Genomic DNA, 22571 nt, shown 5'->3' on the forward strand with positions numbered 1-22571 from the left:
CGGCCACTGCAGAGGAGTTTCAGCATGAGCGCAATTGCTGCCGTCGCCACCGTCAAGTTGCTGATCAACGGCGAGTTTGTCGAATCGAAGACCACCGAATGGCGCGACATCGTCAATCCCGCCACGCAAGAGGTCCTGGCGCGCGTGCCGTTCGCCACCGCCGATGAAGTGAACGAAGCGATCCGCTCCGCCCACACCGCATTCAAGACCTGGAAGGACACGCCGATCGGCGCGCGCATGCGCATCATGCTGAAGTACCAGGCGCTGATTCGCGAGCATATGCCGCGTATCGCGAAGACCTTGAGCGCGGAGCAGGGCAAGACGATTCCCGATGCGGAAGGCGATATCTTCCGCGGTCTCGAAGTGGTCGAGCATGCGTGCTCGATCGGCACCTTGCAGCAGGGCGAATTCGCGGAGAACGTGGCGGGCGGCGTGGATACGTACACGCTGCGTCAGCCGATCGGCGTGTGCGCCGGCATCACGCCGTTCAACTTCCCGGCGATGATCCCGCTGTGGATGTTCCCGTTGGCGATCGTGTGCGGCAATACGTTCGTGCTGAAGCCGTCGGAGCAGGACCCGCTGTCGACCATGCAACTGGTTGAACTCGCGCTCGAAGCCGGCGTGCCGAAGGGCGTGCTGAACGTGGTGCACGGCGGCAAGGACGTGGTCGACGCGCTCTGCACGCACGAACTGGTCAAGGCGATTTCGTTCGTCGGCTCGACGGCCGTCGGCACGCACGTGTACCGTCTCGGCAGCGAGCACGGCAAACGCGTGCAATCGATGATGGGCGCGAAAAACCACGCCGTGGTCCTGCCCGATGCGAACCGCGAGCAAACGCTGAACGCGTTGGCCGGCGCCGGGTTTGGCGCGGCCGGGCAGCGCTGCATGGCGACCTCGGTGGTCGTGCTGGTGGGCGCTGCGCAGCAATGGTTGCCGGACCTGGTGGCAAAGGCGAAGACGCTCAAGGTCAACGCGGGCAACGAACCGAACACGGACATCGGCCCGGTGGTTTCGCGCGCGGCGAGGCAGCGCATTCTCGGCCTGATCGAAACGGGCGTGAAGGAAGGCGCCACGCTGGCGCTCGACGGCCGCGGCGTGAAGGTGCCGGGCTACGAGCAAGGCAACTTCATCGGCCCGACGGTTTTCACCGATGTCACCACCGAGATGGAAATCTACCGCCAGGAAATCTTCGGCCCGGTGCTGGTGGTGCTGAACGCGGCCACGCTCGATGACGCAATCGTGCTGGTCAACCGCAATCCGTTCGGCAACGGCGTGGGCCTCTTCACGCAGAGCGGCGCGGCGGCGCGCAAATTCCAGAGCGAGATCGATATCGGCCAGGTCGGCATCAACATTCCGATTCCGGTGCCGGTGCCGTTTTTCAGCTTCACCGGTTCGCGCGGCTCGAAGCTCGGCGACCTCGGCCCGTACGGCAAACAGGTCGTGCAGTTCTACACGCAGACCAAGACGGTCACCGCCCGCTGGTTCGACGACGACACCGTCAACGACGGCGTCAACACGACCATCAGCCTGCGCTGAGTCCACGCGGCTTCTGGAGACTGGAGACGACATCATGAAAATAGCCTTTATCGGGCTCGGCAACATGGGCGCGCCGATGGCGCACAACCTGCTCAAGGCGGGCCACGCGGTCAACGTGTTCGACCTCAATGCGCAAGCCGTGCAGGCGCTCGTCGATGCGGGCGCGAAGGCGGCAGGTTCGCCGAAAGCGGCGGTGACCGACGCGGAATGCGTGATCACCATGCTGCCCGCCGCGGCCCATGTGCGCAGCGTGCTGAGCGCGGACGACGGTATCTTCGCCGGCATCGCGAAGGGCGTGACGATCATCGATTCAAGCACGATCGATCCCGCGAGCGTCAAATCGTTCGCCGAACTCGCGCAGCGGCACGGCAACACCTTCGTCGATGCGCCCGTGTCCGGCGGCACCGGCGGCGCGGCGGCCGGCACGCTGACGTTCATGGTCGGCGGCAGCGCGAGCGCGTATGAGCAGGTCAAGCCAGTGCTCTCGGCGATGGGCAAGAACATCGTGCATTGCGGCGACACCGGCACCGGCCAGGTCGCGAAGATCTGCAACAACTTGGTACTCGGCATCACGATGGCGGGCGTGGCCGAGGCGATGTCGCTCGGCGAGGCGCTCGGTATCGACGCGAAAGTGCTGGGCGGCATCATCAATACATCGACGGGACGCTGCTGGAGTTCGGACACCTACAATCCGATGCCCGGCGTGATCGAAACAGCGCCGTCTACGCGCGGTTACACGGGCGGCTTCGGCACGGATCTGATGCTCAAGGATCTGGGCCTCGCCACCGACGCCGCTAAATTCGCGCGTCAACCGGTCTATCTCGGGGCATTGGCTCAACAGCTTTATCAAACGATGAGCACGAAGGGCGCGGGACGCCTGGACTTCTCGGCGGTGATCAAGCTCTATCGCAAAGAGGATAAGGACGGAGGCGCGGCATGATCGAACTCGACTACGCGCACGACGGCGCTGTCGCGCAACTCACGCTCAAGCGGCCGCCCGCCAACGCGTTTACGCCCGAAGGCTTGTTGCAATTGCAGCAGACCGTCGAGCGTTTGAACGGCGAGGCGCGCGTGCGCGCAATCGTGATTACCGGCGACGGACCCAGGTTCTTCAGCGCGGGCGCCGACCTGAACACCTTCGCCGACGGCAACCGCGAAGTCGCGCGCACGGCGGCGGCGCGCTTCGGCGCGGCCTTCGAGACCTTGCAGAACGCGCGGCCTGTGGTGATCGCGGCGATCAACGGTTATGCGATGGGTGGCGGGCTCGAATGCGCGCTCGCTTGCGATATTCGCATCGCGGAACAGCATGCGTTGCTGGCGTTGCCCGAGACCGCGGTCGGCTTGCTGCCCTGCGGTTGCGGCACGCAGACGCTGCCGTGGCTGGTCGGCGAAGGCTGGGCCAAGCGGATGATTCTGACGGGCGAGCGCGTAGACGCGGCGACGGCGCTGCGCATCGGCCTGGTCGAAGAAGTGGTGGAGAAGGGCGCGGCGCGCGAGGCCGCGCTGACCATGGCGGCGCGCGTCGCTACGTTGAGTCCGCAGGCAGTCGGCTTCAGCAAGACGCTGATTCATCAGGGGCGCAACGGCGTGCCGCGCGCGGCGGCGCTGGCGCTGGAACGCGAGCGCTTTGTCGATCTGTTCCACGGCGCCGATCAGCGCGAAGGCGTCAACGCGTTCCTTGAAAAGCGCACGCCGCGCTGGCAGGTGACGCAGGCCGCGCAGGCGGACGCCTCGCAGCAGGAGACGCATTGATGAGCGCCTTGCAAAGCGTCATACCCGGTACGAGCCTTGAAGCGGAACGCGAGATTCTGTTTCGCGTCGTCAACCGTGTGGCGATTATCACGCTGAACCGGCCGGCGGCGCTCAATGCGCTTTCGCACGCCATGGTGCGTGAACTCGCCGTGCTGGTCGAGCATTGCCGCACCGACGATGGCATCGTCGCGCTCGTGCTGAAAGGCGCGGGCGCCAAAGGCTTCTGCGCTGGCGGCGACGTGCGCGAAGTGCAACGCCTCGCGAAGAACGGCGACAGCCGTTGGCTCGCGTTCTTCGTCGACGAATACCGGCTCGACTATGCGCTGCACACGTTTCCGAAGCCGGTGGTCGCGTTGCTCGACGGCATTACGATGGGCGGCGGCATGGGGCTCGGCCAGGCAGCGCGGCTGCGCATCGTGACCGAGCGCAGCAAGATCGCCATGCCGGAGACGCGCATCGGCTTTCTGCCGGACGTCGGCGCGACGCGCTTTCTGAGCGTGATGCCGGCGGAACTCGAGCTATATGTCGGGCTGACCGGCGCGACCTTGTCCGGTGCCGACGCGTTGCGCCTGCAACTGGCGGATCTGTGCGTGCCGGCCGAATGGCTCGCCAGTTTCGAAGAGCGTTTGCAACGCATGCCCCGCGATGGCGATTTGATGGCCGCCTTGCGCGGCGTGTTCGAGCCGCCGTGCAACATCATTCCGCACGCGCCGCTGGCGGCGTTCACGCAACTGATCTTGCGGCATTTCGACCGGCGTTCGAGCGTCGAGCGAATGGTCGCGACGGTGCGGCACGACCTGGAGCGCGAGCCGCCGCGCGAGGTGAAGCAGTGGTTGCAGGCCACCTACGACGCGCTGACCAGTCATTCGCCCACCATGCTTTTCGTCACACGTGAGGCGCTTTTGCGTGGCCGGCAGATGACCTTGGCCGAGTGCTTCCGCATGGAACTTGGCATTGTGAAGCGCGTGATCGAGGAGGGGGACTTCTGCGAAGGCGTGCGAGCCCAGTTGATCGAGAAGGACCGCAAAGCCCGCTGGGCGCCTGCCACGCTCGCCGAGGTGCGGCCGGAGCGTGTCACGCATTTCCTCGCTTCGCCGTGGAAGAGCGAGGTTCATCCGCTGGCCGCGTTGGGCGCGCAGTTGGGGTGAAGTGGACCGGGCGCGGCACGCAGCGCCGTGCGAGAGAGGCGATCAACTTTCGCCGGCCGTTTCACCGTGCGCAGGCGCACGAGCGTGAATGGGACTGGACGTCGCCCATCCGAGCATGCAGATTTGCTGTCCACATTACGTCAGGCGTCTAACCGGAGGCAAACGATGACACGAGTTCGCGTTGAGGGCTTCACCATCTCGCTCGACGGATACGGCGCAGGTCCGAATCAGGACATCAACAATCCGCTCGGCGTTGGCGGGACGGATCTGCACCAGTGGCTTGTCCCCACACGCACGTTCCAGCGGACCTTGTTCGGTAAGGACAGCGGTACGAGCGGGGTTGACGATGATTTCGCCGCCCGTGGCTTTCAGAGTGTCGGGGCCTGGATTCTTGGGAGGAACATGTTCGGACCCATTCGTGGGGACTGGCCGGACACAAACTGGAAAGGATGGTGGGGAGACAATCCACCGTATCACGTTCCAGTCTTCATCTTGACCCATCATGCTCGTTCCCCCATCGAGATGGAAGGCGGCACGACGTTCCACTTCATAACAGGAGGCATTCGCGAGGCGCTCGACCGCGCACGCGAGGCCGCTGCCGGATTGGACGTGCGGATCGGCGGTGGGCCGGACACAATCCGGCAGTATCTTCGTGAGGGCCTTATCGATGAACTGCACATTGCTATCGCGCCGGTTCTGCTCGGGCGGGGAGAATCGCTGTTCGAAGGGCTTGACTTGCGGGCTCTGGGATACGAATGCGTCGAATCCGTAGCGTCGGAGAAGGCCACGCATGTCGTCCTACGGCGCCAGGGGCACGCGGACGCCTAGCCGCTCGCTGGAGGCCGACGTCCCTGGCGGGACGTCGGCCCTTTCACTATATAGCCCGTTTCAGTGAAGACGACTCGTGCGGACTATGTCCACGACGGAAAGCACCGCTCTCCCGAGCGCGCGAGACAACTCGGTCAGCCAGACGCGAGTGTTGCTCTGCTAAAGCCCCAAGTAGCGTACAGCGGGCATTTTCCTTTCCTCACTTCTCGCCCGTCTCTTCTCCGCCCACCTGTTCCCTGACGACTCTCGCCATCACGCGCGAGCGTTCGGTTTCCAGCACGGTGTTGGCATCGACACGTCCGAACAGGTCGAGGAGTGGCGCGACGAGACCCGTCCAGCCCGTCTGGTGACTGGCCCCGAGGCCCGCGCCATTGTCACCGTGGAAGTACTCGTAGAACAGGATCAGGTCGCGCCAGTGCGGATCGTTCTGAAACTTTTCCGTTCCTCCATAGACCGGCCGTTTGCCATCGGCGTCGCGCAGGAACGTACCGGTCAGGCGACGGACAATCTCCTGCGCCACTTCGAAGAGCGTCATGTGCCGCCCGGAGCCGGTCGGGCATTCGACCTTGAAATCATCGCCGAAAAAACTGTAAAGGTTCACCAGCGCGCGGATGATCAACAAGTTGACCGGCATCCACACCGGACCGCGCCAGTTGGAGTTACCGCCGAACATGCCGGTATTCGACTCGGCCGGCAGGTACTGCACCTTGTACTCCTGTCCGCCGATGTGGAGCACGAACGGATGTTCGAGGTGATAGCGGGAAAGCGAACGAATGCCGTGCGGCCCGAGGAACTCGTTCTCGTCGAGCATGTAACCGAGCACGCGCTCGAGCTTGCGCTTGTTGAGGATCGACAACAGTCTGCGCTCCTTGTGCCCGATGAAGCCGCCGTCAGTCGGCGCCACATGGGCAACCAGTTCGGGGTAGCGCTTGCGAAACTGTGTGATCAGCTCCAGCAGCCTTGGATAGTGAGTGACAGCACTCGCTTCGAACACCGACGACGCGCACAGCGGCAACAGCCCGACCATCGACCTTACCTTCAGACGCATCGTCTGGCCGTCGGGGAGTCGCAGCAGATCATAGAAAAAGCCGTCCTCCTCATCCCACATCTCGTCCTGATTCACGCCGATACGATCCATCGCATACGCAATCCACATGAAATGCTGGACGAACTTGAAAGCGACCTCCTCGTAGATCGGATCGTACTCGGTCAGAATCAGCGCCATCTCCAGCATGCACTGGCAATAGAATGCCATCCACGCCGTCCCGTCGGCCTGCTCCAGCGATCCGCCGGTCGGAAGCTGCGCGCTGCGGTCGAATACACCAATGTTGTCCAGACCCAGAAAGCCGCCGGCGAAGACGTTGTGCCCCGCGGGGTCCTTGCGATTGACCCACCAGTTGAAATTGAGCATCAACCCCTGAAACGAGCGTTCGAGGAAGCGCGGGTCAGCCCGGCCCAGTTCTTTCTCAAACTTGTAGAGCCAGAGCGTGGCTGCGGCATGCACGGGCGGATTCACGTCGCTGAAGTTCCACTCGTAGGCGGGGATCTGCCCGCTTGGATGGAAGTACAGGGTGCGCAGCATCAACAGCAGTTGCTCCTTGGCGAAATCGAAATCGACCAATGCCAGCGAGATCGTATGGAAGGCCAAATCCCACGCTGCGTACCACGGGTACTCCCACTTGTCCGGCATGGAAATCACGTCGGCATTCAACATGTGGAACCACTCCGTGTTGCGCACGTCGTGACGGGCAGCCTCGAGCAACGGATGGCTGCGATGCTCGCGCAGCCAGCGTTCGAGATCGAAGTAGTAGTACTGTTTGCCCCACAGCATTCCCGCCAACGCCTGACGGTGCACCCGCCGTTGATCCTCGGTCAGCGACCCGGGAGCAATCCGTTTGTAGAAGTCGTCAGCGTCGGCAATACGGTTGTCAAATATCTCCTCAAAGTCGCCGAAGACATTGTCCAGCCGGGTTGCTGTCAGGCGCAGCCGAATGGTCGTACTGCCGCCGCCAGCTACATCGCAGAGGTAATGGACGGCAGCCTTGGTTCCTGTTCTCGCGGGATTCACCGCGTCGCCCTGGCCCGCAACGACGTAGGCATGGAACGCATCCTTGACGTAGGGCGACGCGTTAGGTTGATTCCACAGATGCTGCGCATTGCTCTCATTTTCGGTGAAGAGCGTCTCTGGTGCGCCATCGTAATGCAGCCAGTACTCGCCTAGCTCATGGTGCGCAGCCAGAATGGCGCCAGGACCCGCATCGCGCAGCGAGGGCTTGCGATCGTCGTCACCCCACGACCATGTATTGCGGAACCATAGTGTCGGCAGGAGCCGTAGCCGTGCCGCTTCCGGTCCACGGTTGTGCACGCAAATCCGCACAAGAATGTCTTCCGGGCCTGCCTTGGCGTATTCCACGAACACGTCGAAATACCGGTCATCAGCAAACACGCCCGTGTCGAGCAGTTCGTACTCGAACTCCTCCCGTGATCGCGTCCGGTTGGTCTCCACCAGGTCGCGATACGGATATTCTCGCTGCGGATACTTGTAGAGGTACTTCATGTAGGAGTGAGTGGGTGTGCTGTCGAGGTAAAAGTAATACTCCTTGACATCCTCACCATGGTTGCCCTCGCTGTTGGTGAGGCCGAACAGGCGCTCCTTCAAAATTGGATCGCGCTCGTTCCACAGCGCTAGCGCAAAGCACAGCCGTTGCCTGTCGTCGCATAGTCCGCCGAGCCCGTCTTCGCCCCACTTGTAGGCGCGTGAGCGTGCCTGGTCATGGGTGAAGTAGTTCCATGCGTCGCCATTTTCGCTGTAGTCCTCCCGGACCGTCCCCCACTGACGCTCACTGAGATAGGGCCCCCACTTCTTCCAATGGACCTGAGCCTCGCGTGCGTCGTTCAGGCGCTTTTGTTCCGCTACTTCCACGATGACGGGGCTCATGCTTTTCCTCCGTTACGGCTGATGAACTCGACTCCGCGTAACGCGGACGGTCGCGTTACGCGCGGGAAGACGTACTTCAACTTCGACGTCCAAGGCAGATAAGGACACGCGGTTTGACTGCGTTCGCTTCGAGAAGGTACGCGCCGCGTGCGCTTTGCGTGAAAAGACTCCTGCGCGCGCCTTTGGCGAGTCGCCTGCAACTCAATGGCTCATGCCCTGGTCACCGTTACACAGTAGACTATCCGACGGAAGGCGAGGCGGTTCCGGGTTCCGCCTCTGCTTGCTGCGAAGGGTCTCCTGTTCGCGCACGTTACTCCTCGCACACTTGTGTGCGCTGCACAAAACGGATTTTTTCCGCGAGCAGTTGTTGTCCTGTATGTCGCGCTGGGTCGACGGGCCGCAATGGATCGCCCAGCGACGGTCGTGACAGACCGCTAGAGAATGTGAAGCCAGGCGAGCAGCGTGATGACTGAGAACAGTGTGGTCATCGAGATGACGCCGCTCACGACCGCTTTTTCGACATCGTATTCAACTGCGAGCACGTAAGCGCTCTTCGCGGTCGGCACGGCGGCGCACACCACAGCGGCGACGGTTGCCGTGCGATCGAGCTCCGCCGCGCGGCATAGCACGAACACGACGAGCGGCACGATCGCCAGCTTGAGCACGGTCAGTAGCGCATAGAGCCTCAGACGTTGGCGCAGTTCGCTCAGCGTCAGATCAAGCCCGATCGAGAAAAGCGCACAAGGAGTCAACGCTTCGCCCAGAATCTTGAGAAACGACGTGACCGGTCCCGGCAACGTCACGCCGACGATCGACCAGGTCACTCCGCAGATTGTCGCAAGGATAACCGGGTTGGTCGCGATCTGCCGGATCAGTGCCGCCCCGCGTAAGCTGCGCGAGGCGTCGGGTCGATCGATTTCGAGGAGCACGACCAACACCGGAAAGATGACTGCGCCGACGAATACCGTCGCGATGGCCGCCGCGAGCACCCCGGGCTGGCCGAGTAGAGTCTTCAGTATCGGCAGCGCGACGAAACCGGTGTTGGTCATCGAAACAGCGGCGGCAAGCATCGCGCTCTTTCGCACGCTGGCTCCGCGCGCGATGCGCTCGAATATCATCACGGCCGCAAAGCAGAACATCGAACCGCCGCCGAATGCGGCAACGAAGCGCCAGTCGAGCAGCGAGTGAAGCGTCTCGTCCGCGATCGTCAGAAACACTAGCGCTGGCATCGCGACGTAATAGGCGAAGCGCATCAGCGGCGCGGCCAATTCCCGCGGTATGTATCCGGAGACGCCGGCAAGCCACCCCGCCAGGATGATCGCGAAGATCGGAAGTATGGTGCCGGCGAGATGCATAAGGACCTCCCGTGACGATCGGACGGTCAGGCGCGCGGACGCCTGCCCGTGAATGAACGCCATTATCCGTGAAAGCCCCGCGCGACGCCGGTTGAGGTCGGTGGCGGTGGGCTCACGCAGTGGCCGGCCAGCTATGGACGTTCGACCGCCGTTGCGGCCGGCTGTGACCTGGTTCGTGCCTGGTTCAAATCACTTGCCTTCGAAACATGGACCAATTGGCGCTCTCGGCCACAACGCAGCGCATGTGGTCGCTTGCAAGAAAATTTATTTGTCGCGCAATGGAATAGTTGCGCGCTGGTTATGTTTACGTATGGCGACGCAGCCTGGTCGCGGCCGGCCAGCAGTCCGACCATGTGCTAGCTCATCAATCACGAGATCGCTTTGATTCACACAACGATTCAACCCGCCTGGGTCCGCATCACCCACTGGATTAACGCGCTCGCTGTCGTATTGATGGTGATGAGCGGCTGGCAGATCTATGACGCCTCGCCGCTCTTTCCAGCTTTACAGTTTCCTTCCGCCATCACATTGGGCGGCTGGCTCGGCGGGGCCTTGCAATGGCATTTCGCGATCATGTGGATGCTAGTCGCGAATTTCCTCATCTACGTCGGGCTGAATATCGCGTCGGGACGTCTGCGCCGGAAACTGCTGCCCATCAGCTTCAAGTCGCTTGCAACCGATCTCGTCGCCGCACTGCGTGGCAGGCTCGGGCACGAGGACCTCACACGCTACAACGCGGTACAGAAATTCGCCTATCTCGTGGTCATCGTCGATATCGCGCTCGTGATCATGTCGGGACTGGCGATATGGAAGTCGGTGCAGTTCCCGCTGCTGCGCACGCTGATGGGTGGATACGACAACGCGCGCGTCGTGCATTTCGTTGCAATGAGCGTGCTGGTGACGTTCTTCGTCGTGCACGTCGTCATGGTCGCGCTGGTGCCGCGCTCGCTGCTTCTGATGATTCGTGGACGGTAACCATGACTTTTCGAAAGCGGGCTGCGAAGCCTGACACGTTTCTTCGGTCTCACGCTGAATCCATCATCAAGGATGCGCGCAGCGAACTGAAAAATCCGGCCCGCCGGCTGCTTGGCAAGCGGGTTCTCACGCTCGGCGGCATTGCGATGCTGTCCGGCTGCGATTTGTCCAATGACAAGTCGGTGAACACCATGCTGCGCAGAATGTCGTTCTTCAACGACGAGGTGCAAGCCCTGCTGTTCAATCCGCACGAGATGGCCCCGACCTATCCGGAGTCGATGATCACACGGCCGTTTCCGTTCAACGCGTTCTACGATATCGACGATGTGCCCGAAGTCGACACCGCTGCCTACCGGCTCCAGGTGAGCGGCCTCGCGAATGGCAAACGTGTCTGGACGCTCGACGAGCTGCGCGCGTTGCCGCAGGAAAGCCAGATCACGCGCCATATCTGCATTGAAGGATGGAGTGCGATCGGCCGATGGGGTGGCGTACGCTTCTCCGATTTCCTGAAGCGCACGGGCGCGGACCTCACGGCGAAGTACGTGTCGCTGCACTGCGCGGACAACTACTGGACCAGTATCGACATGCCCACTGCACTGCACGCGCAGACGCTGCTTACGCTCACCTACGACGGTCAGGCGCTGCCACCTAAATACGGCTTCCCGATGAAGCTGCGTATGCCGACCAAGCTCGGCTACAAGAATCCGAAGCATATCGTCGCAATCAGTGTGACGAACGAATTTCCCGGTGGTTACTGGGAGAACCAGGGCTATAACTGGTTCGGCGGTTCCTGATGTGCACTAGTCCACTCGAAACTCAACAGTACTTATGGAGCATCCATGTCAATCCGCTTGAAACTTGGCGTCACCCTCGCAACGCTGACTTTTGCCAGTGTCGTGCTCGCTCAGACGCCTGCCGCCAAACCGTCGCGCATCCGCGGCGATATTGTCTCGCTCGACGGCGACGTCCTGAAGGTGCATCGTCGTAGCGGCGACACTGTGTCGATCGAGCTCAAACCGGCCGTTGCCGTGTCGGCGGTCAAGGCCATGCAGCTTTCGGACATCAAGCCCGGCTCCTTCGTCGGCACGGCCGCAACGACAGGCACTGACGGAAAGTTGACGGCCACCGAAGTGGTTGTCTTCCCCGAATCCGCACGCGGCTCGGGTGAAGGTCACTACGCATGGGACCTCGGGCCGAACAGCACCATGACGAATGCGAATGTCGACACGGTTGTTCAGGGCACCAGCGGCCGGAATCTGAAGTTGTCGTACAAAGGCGGGAACAATGAGGTAACCGTACCGCCTAACGTACCCATCGTGACTTTCACGCCGGCCGCACGCACCGACCTGACCCCGGGCAAGAAGGTGTTTGTGGTCGCGACGGCCGCGGCGCAGGGTGCATTTGTCGCGCAGCGCGTGGTGGTCGAAAAGGATGGAGTCGCTCCGCCGATGTAGTCGACGGCGATCGTAAGTTGACCTGCCCGCTGCGGTAGCACGAGATCCGCGGCCAGGTGGTGCCGCCGAAAAGCAACTGACGCGACCACTGAAGCGGCATCCTGAGATCAGGTTCCCGGCGAGCTCAGAGATGAGCCGCGAGCAGCATCACCACGGCAGCGCCGACGCCGGGCGGCAGCAGCGCCAGCAGCGCTGGCGTCTGCCGCGGCGCGTCGATGGACGAGGGCAACAGCTTGTAGCGCAAGAGCGCGTGCTGGACATAGACCCCGGGCGAAAGCGGCCATTCATTGGGGGTAGCGTTCAGTCCGAGGTGGATCTCTCTATCTGGCGCCTCACACCTTGCGTGCACGAAGATATCTGAAGAACTCCGCGCCTTCCTGCAGCCGCCGCTTCATCATCTCCCAACTCATCAGCATTTCGCGGACGATTTCCCAGATTTTCGACGGCCGGAAATAGAAGCGCTTATAGAACTCCTCGACGCCAAGGTAGATATCCTCGCGCGACAGGTGCGGATAGCCGATCGTGGAAGCCTGGGTGCCCGCGGAATTGACGAGGGTGATGACCTTGGTGTCATTGAGCCATCCATTTTCGACGGCCTGCTTGTGAAGGACCGTACCCGGATAAGGCGCGGCGAGCGACACCTGGATCGTATGGGGATTGATCTCTTTCGCGTACTCGATCGTCTTCTGTATCGTCTCGTGCGTCTCGCCGGGCAGGCCGAGGATGAATGTGCCGTGAATCTTGATACCGAGCTTGCGGCAATCCTCACTGAACTGGCGCGCCATATCGGTGCGTAGGCCCTTTTTGACGTTCACGAGAATCTGGTCGTCGCCGGATTCATAGCCGACGAGCAAAAGCCGCAACCCGTTCTCTTTCATCACCTTGAGGGTGGAGTAGGGCACGTTCGCCTTCGCATTGCACGACCACGTCACGCCTAACTTGCCAAGTCCGCGAGCGATCTCTTCGGCTCTCGGTCTCAGATCCGTGAAGGTGTCGTCGTCGAACATGATCTCTTTGATCTCGGGCATGTTGTCCCTGATCCATTTCACTTCTTCGAGGACGTTTTCGACCGAGCGCGTGCGATAGCGATGGCCGCCGACCGTATGCGGCCAGAGGCAGAAGGTGCACCTGGATTTGCAGCCGCGCCCCGTATAGAGCGACAGATAGGGATGCTTGAGGTAACCGCTGAAGTAATGCTCCGGCGTCAGGTCGCGCTTATAGATGGGCGAGACGAACGGCAACTGGTCCATGTCTTCGAGAATGGGCCGGGCGTCGTTGTGCACGATTCCGCCATCGGGCAGGCGGTAGCTCAGGCCGAGAATCGATTCGAACGGGAGTCCCTGCGCAATTTCGCGACATGTGAAATCGAATTCTTCACGGCATACAAAATCGAGTGTATCGCTTGCCGTAAGCGAGCCGTGAGGGTCGACGGCCACTTTCGCTCCGATCATCCCGACGAGGATCGAGGGTTTGTGCTGCTTCAAGTGCTCCGCGAATTGAATGTCGGTCTGGAACGACGGTGAACTCGTATGAATGATGACAAGTTCGTATTCCTGTGCAATGTCAAGCGTCGCTTCGAGCGACAGATCATCGGCGGGGGCATCCACGACTCGGCTTCCCTCGACCAGCGCAGCGGGTTGGACGAGCCAAGTTGGATACCAGAACGATTTGATCTCGCGCTTCGTCTGGAAGCGGGAACCTGCGCCGCCATCGAAGCCTTCATAGGAAGGCGCTTGCAGAAACAACGTTTTCATGAATTCCCTCGAAGAAAATCGTCCACGCGGGCCAGATGAGTTGTCCGCAGGGACTCGCCATGCATCGGCGATGTTCACGAATTATTTCGAAGCCTTCAAAAACATGACAATGCCGCGGGGGAGCGGTTTTCGATGCAGTCATCTCCCTGGATCTATCGGGACGCGTGGCGGGGGCCACATCATCATCCTCTTTGAGCCGCACGACAGACGACGCGAGGTGCCGAGGCGGTGGTTCTCACCGCGGAGCAGCGGCGGATTAAGAATACTACGACTTGCGGTCTCGGCACCGCGAAAAATATGGACTATTGGGCCGCCGCTCGTGACAGGGAAATGACTTCGAACGGTGGGGTTAGTATTAACCCGATGTCGAACGTGTCGCATTCTCTGGCAGGCGCGATTCTTTCTGTACTATATTTTCCTGAATGGCTTTCCACCGCAGCGCGGGTTTGGCCGAGCCATCTTCTTTACGCGGCGTGCAGCGTCGCGCGCGGCAACCCGGATTACGGGGAATCCCTTGCGGTAATGCCACGGCGCGTGGGTTCACGGCGCCCGGTGTCCCAAGGTGGGAGGCGAGATATGGCGCTGGATCACGGCAATGGGGATGGCGTGCCGGTTGGCAACGGCCGGTATATCAGCCCGACCGAGTTTCTGCTGATGGCGGGCTTTTTAACGTACCGGGCATCGCTCGCACCGATCGACGCCCGCGTGGCCGCCCGGCGTGTTGTGGACGCCGTGCTCGGCGCGGCCACGGCCCACGGATTCGCGTATGCGGACGCACTCGAATCGATGATGGCGAGCGCCGAAAAGTCAGCACGCGTGCGCAGGCTCGCAGAGCAGGCAACTGCTGCGGTCGGCGATACCGTCGCTTATCTGCAAGTGATTCGCGGTGCCGGCGTTACGCTGGAGGCGGACCCCTGAACGCGGGCGTCGGCGAATGTACGCGCATGAAGGCGGCGCGAGCCGATCATCCGGTTGGGAAGCGCGCCTTGAATCACCGAGGGCGTGAACGGCGGGAGTGGGTCCGACTGCGGACCACTACTCGTCCGCGCGTGACCCTTCGGGACATCGCGCGGTGGCGCTCACGCAGGTGTTTCACGAAAGCGTGAGCGTCAGGGTTCCACCTGCTCGGGCGCGGCTGTCAGGGTGTCGTCGCGCTCCGCGCATGGATTGGCGGCAGATGGATCCACCGCAATGACGTGCGTACGGGCGCAAACGTCGTCGGTGATCTCGCTATCAACCGCCAGCGTCAGACAGCCCAACACAAAGTTATGACCGGCCTCGAGTCAACGAGGGAGCAAAACCCTGGCTCGTTTTCAACGAGCATTGTTCTTCTCGCACGTATGTAGGAGCTGCGCGTCGACCTGCATGCGCTAACCGCGCCCGAAGTACTCGCCGGTTGAAATAACGTTCAGCACGCTCTTCTGTTTACAGTCCGCATGGGCTGCCGAATAGAAAATACGATAGTCACTCGCAGCAGAATAGGAATATACGTTGGGGTTATAACCTTCTCCACGATTCATCGTCACAAGGAGCGTCACGAATTTCCCCGGTTCGTCCGACTCGTAAGTCAGACATACATTGATCGACTCAGGCGGTGGTGCATCGATTGGTAGCTCGTTCCTGGCAAGCAGTGTTTCCCGCTGTCCGACAGATTTCTCGTCCGAAACAGCGTACGGCTTTTCGGAATTCAAAGCATCGTAGACGAGCACTTGCGCACGTCCAATCCTTCGCGTCGACACATTCAATATAGCCATGCCCATAACATGCGATGAGGGCTGGTTCGGCAGATAGATGGCGGAAATCTGCGGGCTAAATAGTAGACCGTTTTTCCCTTTGAACGGATTTGAAAATTTATTATAGGTCTGATAGACGGGAGCGTTGTAGACCGGTGCGTTGATGTCTCTGCCTGCAGCCACGCCGCCCGAGGAAGCAGACACGATGGCAGTCGTTTGCACGGTCTGTGCGGACGGATTCGATTCGCTACCTTTCAAAACGCCGACCAGCGCGGCGCCTATCGCGCCCGCTGCGGTAATACCGGCTGCCCAGAGCGCGATCCTGCTCGATTTGCTTTCCTGCTTCTCGGAGGCGGTCATGTTTTTCCCCGCTAAGGACACTGCCGTTCGTCGCCATTCAGAGTAGGCGAGTGAGCGCTGTTTACAAAGGGCGGCACTCAACAAAACAACGGATGGGTGGAAGCAGGCGGCTGTGGGTCGCAAAACTGCGGCACGTTTTAGCTGATGACAGTTACTTCCAACGCGACTTATGGGGAGTAGTAAGCGACCGGTGCCCGGCGAGCGACCGTCGCATTCCAAATGGCCACCGCGAGTATCGCTGATCCGGGGACGGCCTGCCGTCGCCGATTTCCCGAGGCAACGGCTTTAGGCACTCGCGCGCTCGGTCACAGAAGAGGCGGCGTGGAGTCTTTGGATCAGCCGGTAGGTCGGTGCCGTGTCGATGGTCCATCGGTTGTATTCAGCGTATCGACTTGTCGGCATGGCGCGCCTCCGCGTTCCGTTATAAACAGCATTGAAAGCGGAGTCGGCTGCCACTCTGAATGACTCTTGCCGAGAACCCACGTCATGGACGTGCCTTAGGAGCGCATGTGCATCAGCACCACGTCTGGCGTGCACTCGCGAGTGCCGTACTCCAGTTGAGCCGACGGCACGTAGAGTTGGTTCGCCTTCAGCTCGAGTCGGAACTTCCGGGTATGAGTATTCGGACGATAGCCTGAGGAGCACGTGACCGTCAGAAAATGTACGCCGGGTTCGAGCAGGACTTTCTGATTATCGTATTTGCCGCCAGGCACCGGCCTGCCGTCAACCTCTACGACATTAGACTTCCATGCGGTTTCAAGTTGGTTCTCACGCTTCTTCAGGAAGTCGAAGGTCAGCACTGAAGCGACCTGATTGGCGGCCTTCTCTGGGCCTTCGTACATCTTGACTGGCGTTGCCGATTGAGGACCGTAGAAAGTGCAGCCCGCAAGAAGCAACGTGGGAATGGCGAAGATACGTGGGAGTTTCAACTAAATGCTCCAGGTGGATGGTCAGCGGAATCGCCAACACTTAGAAATGATGTCCGGGCGGGGGGTATCGGTCGACCATTCGATGGTGCACCGGTGGGCTATCAAACTGCTGGCGCTCCTGATCTGCCAAGCGCATCCAGAACGCTACATTTGTATATATAACTTTGGATGGCGCCCTGCTATTCTGTTTGAATTGCACGCCGCCCTATCCGCGGACGGCGAATTTCCTGATCGAGCGTCGTCATGAGATCGTCAGGCCTCAGGGTGCGCAGATTCAGATCGGCGGCTCAGGAACGCGCGTTCCGGATGGACTACGCGCGGCGCTTCTTCGGGCAGCGGAGGCTCGCCATCGCAATCTTCACCGGATTGTGGGTCGTGTTTTCCATCCACGACGTCGGGCGGTTAGCCGTACTCGATCCATCCCATCTGCATCACAAAGAACTCCTTCTCCTGAGAATCGCCGGGACGATCGGCATGGCCGTGCCCGTGCTGTTGTGGAGCCCACGCGCGCTTGACGAGCGCTGGGCCGTCGGGTTGCTCAGCGTCTGGACGATCTGTTGCTGGTTCGCGGTCCTGAGAATGGTACAGATCTATCCGGGCGACCTGGCTTGGCGGGAAGCTTATCCGATCCTGACGTTTGCCCTTTTCATGATATTCATGGCCTTCCGGCTTCGGGTGATCACGGCCGCGTGGCTGATCGGACTATGCGTCGTCAGTTACCTGATCATGCTCTATCTCAAGCCCAGTGGCCAGAGCGTCGACATGCGCGTGGAGTCGGTGATTGCGCACGCCACGATGGTGCCGATGATGTATATCGTCGGCGTGTTGCTTAGCATCCCGCTGGAACGTGCCGCGAGGCGCGAATTCATTTACCGGCGCACCTTGCGCGCGGCCAAGGCTCGCGTCGAAGCGGCCTCGCGCGCGGTCAACGAGCAGAACAGACGCATGCAGGAACTCGTCAGGGAGAAAGAGCGATTCTTTTCATCGGCGTATCACGACATTCAGCAGCCTCTCGCCGCAATCAACCTTTTCATTCGAAGCGCCCGGACGAGGATCAGGGACGGATACGCGGTGGATCGCGAGCTCGACGTCATCGAGGAGACCGCTTCCGACATCCTCGACATGTTCAAGGATATTCAGGACTACAGCGAGCTGGGCTCATATGTTCCCCGTGTCGTACCGGTCGATACCCACGCGCTATTGACCGAGGTCTTCGAGCAATACCGTGAGACGGCCCGGTTGCGTGGCATCGATCTAAGAATCGCGGGGCGGCGAAGGTACCCGCCGTCCATCGAGACCGACCGATCACTCTTCAAGCGGTCCGTAACCAATCTCGTATCGAACGCGATCAAGAACACGTCGTCGGGCGGCGTTGTGCTTGGCTGGGTGCAACTGAACGAGCGGCTGCGCGTCGATGTATGGGATACCGGCATCGGTATTGCGCCCGCCCATCGGGACGCGATCTTCTCCGAGTACTATCAGATCAACAATCCGGGCCGCGACCGTTCCAAAGGGCTGGGACTGGGGCTGTCGATCGTGCATCGTGCGATCCATATTCTGCCGGGACACGGCATGAGTTTCGCCTCCGTGGAAGGGCGCGGATCGCGCTTTTCCCTTTACGCGACGGTTTCGGCATCAACCCCGACCGTCGGGGCAAATGCTCAGGATGGCGATGTGTACATGCCCGATCTCACTGGCACGTTCATGCTCCTGTGCGACGATGAACCTACCGTCCTCGAAGGCATGAGGCGTCTTCTCTCAAGCGCGGGCGCGCTCGTGCACGCCGCCGAGTCGATGGCTGGATTCGAAGCCATCCTTGCCGATGACAGCCGTATTCCCGATCTCATCGTCGCCGATATCCGTCTGCGCGATGGAGCCACTGGCAAGGAGGTTGCCAGTCGGATCAGGCGTCATTTCGCGTGGGCGGGCGTTATTCCCGTCGCGTTTATCACCGGCGAACTGCTGTCCGGTCACATCCTTCGCGACTTCCCCGAACCGTTCGTGCTATTGCGCAAGTCTTCCGCTCCCAAAGACCTGCTGGCGGAAATCAGCCGCTACGTGACCGCTCAGCGGAAGATGAATCTCCATCTCGCGAACGATCAGTGACTGAAAGCGTCCCGAGCGCAATGAGTATCCGGCAGGTCATCAGAATCGGGCGATCACAGTGCATACATCTTTCGCCGACGATTGCTGCCCGCCGCCTACGTATGTGCGTTGCGACGGCGTTTCGCCTGACCAAGAATGAATATGACAGCAACGCTGAGGGGGCATTCGTCGAATGTACCCCGGAGCGGTTGGTCGTCGTGATGAGCTGAACCGGCCTTGGCTCGTGCGAAGACTGCTGTACGTCGGCATGAAGTGAACAGACTGAGTGCTTTAACTCCAAACGAGCTCTCTCAAGAAACCTTATCAATGGATTACCACCTGGATTGCGGCTCGTGCGCGACACGCTCGATGCGCATGGCTTTCGAGCGCAGGACACGCGAATAACGAATCGCATGAATGGAAAACTCAACGTAGATAAAGGAACCAACATGAAATCACCACTGATAGTCGCATCCGCTGTCGTGTTGTTTGTCATGACCGGTGTTGCGCATTCGCAAGGCACACCGCAAGACTCTCAACCCGCCCCGCAAGAAAACGCCGCAACACAGGCCTCTGACCCGGGTGCGGGGATGGAAGCATACGGCGGTACGCCCGACACACGGGTACAAGGCGGTGCAAAACATGCCAGACCGTGCCGGATGGATCCGCAATGCAACGTTTTTTTCGGCGGCAGCTAACAAAGCTCGCGCGCTGTCAGATCTCGCGCCAATTAAGCCTTCGCGGGACCGCTCACTTAAACCGGCGTCTCGGCCGCGCGCTTGTGGGCATTTTTTTCCCCGGCCGCAAGTTCGGCGTCGCTAACGCAACCCGTTGATGACGAAAAGGTGAAGAAATGAAAGTGCAACCCTCAGCCGTAACCGTCGTGCTATTCCTGCTCACCGCGGCCGGCGCTGCCGACTCTCAGGAAATGCAACCGTCGGACGTCGCTAGCCACTCATCCAGTCAGCAGCCAATAAATTCATCGCAGCGGGCGATGCCGATGGACGGCGGCAGTACTTGGGACTATGGAGCCCAACCGGGCGGACGCAATGGTTTCGGCAAAACCCGAGACGGTCAACCGTGCGTAACGGGCCTGTCGTGCGACATCTATCAGGGTAGTTAACCTTGGTGTTGTGTCGCGATATGCCAACTCGCAAACCGAAACGACCGATACGATCGACAAAACAGATGCTCAATGGGGTCGAGAGTGCGAGGGCACTGTTCGTGGAAGCTGCCATCCGACTGCTCGACACCACCATAAGCAGCAATGCGCGACCCGGCTCACGTAGAACGGAGCCCGCTCCAACATCAACTATCGCCGATGAACGGGCGCCGGCTCCCGGATCAAGAGGATCACTTGCGGAATGGACCTTCGCTCTGAATGGCTACGCGACGCGTTGGACAACGGCGCCTTCAAGGTCGGGTCCCGAACTACGTGAGCGACAACGGCCTCATGTGGGTGAAACAGTCCGGGTGGACGTACCAACGACCCGCTCAATCGTCGAGCGTTTCGTGCACCGCTTCGGCACCCTGTTTCCAGTAGCTGGCCGCGCGAATGCGTGATTTGTCGACGCCGCGTTCCGTGCACAGGTGATAGCGCATCGCGCGCATCGTCGCGGATTCGCCGGCTGCCCATACGTAGCCTTCGCCATCTTTGGGGAGGTAAGTATCGCGAACCGCCTGCAGCAAAGCCTCGCCGCGCACGCCTACTTCGCTGCGATAGCACCAGACGAGATGCAATTCGGCCTGCGTCGTGAATTCGATCCGCGCCGACGGATCGGCCACTTCGACCACTGCCGCGACGCGCGTGCCGGCCGGCAGTTCTTCGAGACGCCGGGCGATGGCGGGCAACGCGGTATCGTCGCCGATCAGCAGATGCCAGTCGAAGCCTTTGGGTATCACGAGCGAACCGCGCGGGCCGCCAATACCGAGATACTGGCCCACCTTGGCTTGCGCCGCCCACGCCGCCGCGGGGCCTGCTTCGTGCATTGCAAACTCGATGTCGAGTTCGCGCGCCTCGGGATCGAAGCGGCGCGGCGTGAAATCGCGTGCGACCGGACGCGGCCGGCCGGCGGGAAACACCGGACCGTCGGGGCCCGCTTCAGGCAGCACTGGCTTGTCCGCGCCGGGTTCGGGGAAGAACACCTTGATGTGGTCGTCGAACGAAGCGGAGACGAAGTCGTGCAGATCTTCGCCCGTGAACGTGACGCGGATCAGATGCGGGGTCAGCGCGCGCACCTGCTTGACTTGCAGCAGGCGGAACTTGAGCGGATGTCGCACGCGGTGGACTGCCAGGTCGGCACGATCGGCGGCCTGGTTCGTGGCTTGATTGGCGGCGTTTTGGTCTTTCGTCAGCATAAGAGTGCTCCTATCGACCCGAGTCGGCGCTTTAGCTGTCGACCGGAGTTTGCGTGTCGACCCGAGTTGGCGCCTTGGCGCTTACTCGGTCCCATGACGCATTACTCGGGTCCCATGCAAAGTACTTACTCTGGTCGCGTGCAACATGGTTGCGGTTGTTCGATGGACGGGCATTTGCGCGCAAGAGGCGCTCCCGGTTTGCGTTGGCGCGCGGGGCGCGGGCGGCGTGACTCAAGGAGTCGTTTCGCCGCCGTTGCCGTTTTCGCTGCTGTCCGGTTTGACCTGGCTTTCGATTTCTTTGGCCGCGCGCATCAGAATCTCAGCGATGCGGCGCTGTTCCGCCGCCGGCGCGTTGTCACGGCGCAGCAGCGCGTGCTTTAGCGCGCGGCGCGCTTCGTTCAGTTCGGGCAGCCAGCCGCCTTCGCTGATGTCGGCCGGCTCTTCGCCGGCAAACGCGCGGCGCACCGAATCCATCTTGCGGGCGATATGGCTCAGCTTGGCCAGCATCAGTTCGACCCGCTCGCGGTTGGAGGCCAAATAGTCGCGGCCCGTTTCCGACAGTTCGTAGCGCTTGCGGTTGCCCTCGATCTGCACGCTCACGTAGCCGAGTTCTTCCAGATATGTCAGTGCGGGATAGACCATGCCCGGGCTCGGGCTGTAGAAGCCGTTCGAACGCGTTTCGAGCGCCTTGATCAGCTCGTAGCCGTGGCTCGGCTGCGTGCCGATCATCGACAGGAGCAGCAGTTGCAGATCGTCGGAGCTGAATTTGCGGCCGCGCGGAAAACCGTCGCCGTCGCCGCCGAAGCCGCCCGGGCCGCCGCCGAAGCGGCCGCCACGTCCACCGCCGCGATGCTCGTGATGACGGCCGATGGCGTGCCACAGCGCGTGCAGCGAGAAGCGGTCGAAGCCGTGATGGCCCTGGTCGCGCGCGTCGCTGCGGAATGCGTTGCGGTCGCTGTGGCCGGGTTCACCGCCATGGCGTTCGAAGCCGTCACCGCGCGCTGCGCCGTTGCGCTCGCCACGATAGTCGGGATAGACGTGATGGCGGGCGAAGGCATGCCAGAACGCATGCAACGCCCCGCGTTCGTGGCCGGTGTAGAAACTGTCGTCCGCCATGCGCGGACGGGAAAAACGGTGATGATGACGCATCTCGGGTACTCCCGTTTGTGTCTTAAGATGTGTCTTAAGATATATATCTTAAGATGGTTTGTCAAATTTGTTTTCTTTGATGGTTGTCCCGAGCGACGCTATTTCGTGCCAAATAGTCATTAATAAAATGACATTCATGCCTTAGTGGACCCGCGTTCACGCGCAGAGGGTGAGGTAGGTGCCAGTAGGGGTGTGATAAGAGCCCAGTTATGAACGA

At 61.0% G+C, this 22571-nt stretch carries 18 protein-coding genes and 1 pseudogene; 12 read left to right on the forward strand and 7 right to left on the reverse strand.

The features are described from left to right. The first annotated feature begins 24 nt into the window (after positions 1 to 24). The 5 genes from RI103_RS24665 to RI103_RS24685 all read left to right on the forward strand — a co-directional run bounded on the left by RI103_RS24665 (position 25) and on the right by RI103_RS24685 (position 5264). Positions 25 to 1536 (forward strand): CoA-acylating methylmalonate-semialdehyde dehydrogenase, encoded by a 1512-nt coding sequence (locus RI103_RS24665; protein ID WP_310818244.1) that lies wholly within the window; start codon positions 25 to 27, stop codon positions 1534 to 1536. Positions 1537 to 1570: 34 nt separating this feature from the next. Next, entirely contained in the window at positions 1571 to 2476 is a 906-nt protein-coding gene (gene mmsB / locus RI103_RS24670; RefSeq protein WP_310818245.1) for a 3-hydroxyisobutyrate dehydrogenase, read from the forward strand. Then, the gene (locus RI103_RS24675; protein WP_310818246.1) at positions 2473 to 3288 is read left to right on the forward strand and encodes an enoyl-CoA hydratase; all 816 of its coding nucleotides are present in this window, start codon (positions 2473 to 2475) and stop codon (positions 3286 to 3288) included. Before mmsB ends, RI103_RS24675 begins: the two co-directional genes overlap by 4 nt. Continuing rightward, entirely contained in the window at positions 3288 to 4436 is a 1149-nt protein-coding gene (locus RI103_RS24680; RefSeq protein WP_310818247.1) for an enoyl-CoA hydratase/isomerase family protein, read from the forward strand. The genes RI103_RS24675 and RI103_RS24680 overlap by 1 nt, the downstream gene beginning before the upstream one ends. A gap of 165 nt (positions 4437 to 4601) precedes the next feature. Further along, on the forward strand, positions 4602 to 5264 hold the full coding sequence (locus tag RI103_RS24685; RefSeq protein ID WP_310818249.1) for a dihydrofolate reductase family protein: 663 nt from the start codon (positions 4602 to 4604) through the stop codon (positions 5262 to 5264). A 199-nt stretch (positions 5265 to 5463) separates the two neighbouring features. Here RI103_RS24685 and RI103_RS24690 read toward each other — a convergent pair whose 3' ends face one another. Both RI103_RS24690 and RI103_RS24695 read right to left on the reverse strand, forming a co-directional pair. After that, positions 5464 to 8202, reverse strand: coding sequence for an MGH1-like glycoside hydrolase domain-containing protein (locus tag RI103_RS24690; RefSeq protein WP_310818251.1), 2739 nt, complete (start codon positions 8200 to 8202; stop codon positions 5464 to 5466). Positions 8203 to 8636: 434 nt separating this feature from the next. Further along, positions 8637 to 9557 (reverse strand): AEC family transporter, encoded by a 921-nt coding sequence (locus tag RI103_RS24695; protein ID WP_310818253.1) that lies wholly within the window; start codon positions 9555 to 9557, stop codon positions 8637 to 8639. Positions 9558 to 9938: 381 nt separating this feature from the next. Between RI103_RS24695 and RI103_RS24700 the strand changes: the two genes are divergently transcribed. The 3 genes from RI103_RS24700 to RI103_RS24710 are packed head-to-tail and all read left to right on the forward strand — an operon-like array spanning position 9939 to position 11986. Then, entirely contained in the window at positions 9939 to 10532 is a 594-nt protein-coding gene (locus tag RI103_RS24700) for a cytochrome b/b6 domain-containing protein (RefSeq protein ID WP_310818255.1), read from the forward strand. Between the two features lie 2 nt (positions 10533 to 10534). Further along, positions 10535 to 11326: a molybdopterin-dependent oxidoreductase gene (locus RI103_RS24705; protein ID WP_310818257.1), complete on the forward strand. Its 792-nt coding sequence runs from the start codon at positions 10535 to 10537 to the stop codon at positions 11324 to 11326. Between the two features lie 45 nt (positions 11327 to 11371). Beyond that, entirely contained in the window at positions 11372 to 11986 is a 615-nt protein-coding gene (locus tag RI103_RS24710) for a hypothetical protein (protein ID WP_310818259.1), read from the forward strand. Positions 11987 to 12318: 332 nt separating this feature from the next. Here the strand turns inward: RI103_RS24710 and hpnJ are convergent, their stop codons facing one another. Then, the gene (gene hpnJ / locus RI103_RS24715) at positions 12319 to 13740 is read right to left on the reverse strand and encodes a hopanoid biosynthesis associated radical SAM protein HpnJ (protein WP_310818261.1); all 1422 of its coding nucleotides are present in this window, start codon (positions 13738 to 13740) and stop codon (positions 12319 to 12321) included. A gap of 297 nt (positions 13741 to 14037) precedes the next feature. On the opposite strand from hpnJ, the gene RI103_RS24720 reads away from it, so the two are divergent. Next, a complete protein-coding gene (locus tag RI103_RS24720; RefSeq protein WP_310818263.1) occupies positions 14038 to 14658 on the forward strand; it encodes a hypothetical protein in 621 nt (206 codons plus the stop codon). Positions 14659 to 15110: 452 nt separating this feature from the next. On the opposite strand, the gene RI103_RS24725 is transcribed toward RI103_RS24720, so the two are convergent. Then, positions 15111 to 15833 (reverse strand): hypothetical protein, encoded by a 723-nt coding sequence (locus tag RI103_RS24725; RefSeq protein WP_310818265.1) that lies wholly within the window; start codon positions 15831 to 15833, stop codon positions 15111 to 15113. Between the two features lie 497 nt (positions 15834 to 16330). After that, complete coding sequence (locus RI103_RS24730) at positions 16331 to 16762, reverse strand: hypothetical protein (RefSeq protein ID WP_310818266.1); 432 nt, start codon at positions 16760 to 16762, stop codon at positions 16331 to 16333. A 34-nt stretch (positions 16763 to 16796) separates the two neighbouring features. On the opposite strand from RI103_RS24730, the pseudogene RI103_RS24735 reads away from it, so the two are divergent. The 3 genes and pseudogenes from RI103_RS24735 to RI103_RS24745 all read left to right on the forward strand — a co-directional run. Further along, a pseudogene (locus RI103_RS24735) lies at positions 16797 to 16883 on the forward strand (IS6 family transposase); the annotation flags it as partial. A 185-nt stretch (positions 16884 to 17068) separates the two neighbouring features. Further along, on the forward strand, positions 17069 to 18868 hold the full coding sequence (locus tag RI103_RS24740; RefSeq protein WP_310818267.1) for a hybrid sensor histidine kinase/response regulator: 1800 nt from the start codon (positions 17069 to 17071) through the stop codon (positions 18866 to 18868). Between the two features lie 392 nt (positions 18869 to 19260). Continuing rightward, entirely contained in the window at positions 19261 to 19545 is a 285-nt protein-coding gene (locus RI103_RS24745; protein ID WP_310818268.1) for a hypothetical protein, read from the forward strand. Between the two features lie 796 nt (positions 19546 to 20341). Here the strand turns inward: RI103_RS24745 and RI103_RS24750 are convergent. Together RI103_RS24750 and RI103_RS24755 are read right to left on the reverse strand one after the other, a co-directional pair. Then, entirely contained in the window at positions 20342 to 21205 is an 864-nt protein-coding gene (locus RI103_RS24750) for a siderophore-interacting protein (protein WP_310818269.1), read from the reverse strand. Between the two features lie 231 nt (positions 21206 to 21436). Continuing rightward, positions 21437 to 22354: a PadR family transcriptional regulator gene (locus RI103_RS24755; RefSeq protein WP_310818270.1), complete on the reverse strand. Its 918-nt coding sequence runs from the start codon at positions 22352 to 22354 to the stop codon at positions 21437 to 21439. Positions 22355 to 22571 lie beyond the last annotated feature (217 nt).

This window comes from Paraburkholderia sp. FT54 (assembly GCF_031585635.1).
Lineage (GTDB): Bacteria > Pseudomonadota > Gammaproteobacteria > Burkholderiales > Burkholderiaceae > Paraburkholderia.

Bases quoted from the DNA above. Each gene is read 5' to 3' on its own strand.
- RI103_RS24665 (WP_310818244.1), top strand. From the start codon at position 25: ATGAGCGCAATTGCTGCCGTCGCCACCGTCAAGTTGCTGATCAACGGC.
- mmsB (WP_310818245.1), top strand. From the start codon at position 1,571: ATGAAAATAGCCTTTATCGGGCTCGGCAACATGGGCGCGCCGATGGCG.
- RI103_RS24675 (WP_310818246.1), top strand. From the start codon at position 2,473: ATGATCGAACTCGACTACGCGCACGACGGCGCTGTCGCGCAACTCACG.
- RI103_RS24680 (WP_310818247.1), top strand. From the start codon at position 3,288: ATGAGCGCCTTGCAAAGCGTCATACCCGGTACGAGCCTTGAAGCGGAA.
- RI103_RS24685 (WP_310818249.1), top strand. From the start codon at position 4,602: ATGACACGAGTTCGCGTTGAGGGCTTCACCATCTCGCTCGACGGATAC.
- RI103_RS24690 (WP_310818251.1), bottom strand. From the start codon at position 8,202: ATGAGCCCCGTCATCGTGGAAGTAGCGGAACAAAAGCGCCTGAACGAC.
- RI103_RS24695 (WP_310818253.1), bottom strand. From the start codon at position 9,557: ATGCATCTCGCCGGCACCATACTTCCGATCTTCGCGATCATCCTGGCG.
- RI103_RS24705 (WP_310818257.1), top strand. From the start codon at position 10,535: ATGACTTTTCGAAAGCGGGCTGCGAAGCCTGACACGTTTCTTCGGTCT.
- RI103_RS24710 (WP_310818259.1), top strand. From the start codon at position 11,372: ATGTCAATCCGCTTGAAACTTGGCGTCACCCTCGCAACGCTGACTTTT.
- hpnJ (WP_310818261.1), bottom strand. From the start codon at position 13,740: ATGAAAACGTTGTTTCTGCAAGCGCCTTCCTATGAAGGCTTCGATGGC.
- RI103_RS24720 (WP_310818263.1), top strand. From the start codon at position 14,038: ATGGACTATTGGGCCGCCGCTCGTGACAGGGAAATGACTTCGAACGGT.
- RI103_RS24725 (WP_310818265.1), bottom strand. From the start codon at position 15,833: ATGACCGCCTCCGAGAAGCAGGAAAGCAAATCGAGCAGGATCGCGCTC.
- RI103_RS24740 (WP_310818267.1), top strand. From the start codon at position 17,069: ATGGACTACGCGCGGCGCTTCTTCGGGCAGCGGAGGCTCGCCATCGCA.
- RI103_RS24745 (WP_310818268.1), top strand. From the start codon at position 19,261: ATGAATGGAAAACTCAACGTAGATAAAGGAACCAACATGAAATCACCA.
- RI103_RS24750 (WP_310818269.1), bottom strand. From the start codon at position 21,205: ATGCTGACGAAAGACCAAAACGCCGCCAATCAAGCCACGAACCAGGCC.
- RI103_RS24755 (WP_310818270.1), bottom strand. From the start codon at position 22,354: ATGCGTCATCATCACCGTTTTTCCCGTCCGCGCATGGCGGACGACAGT.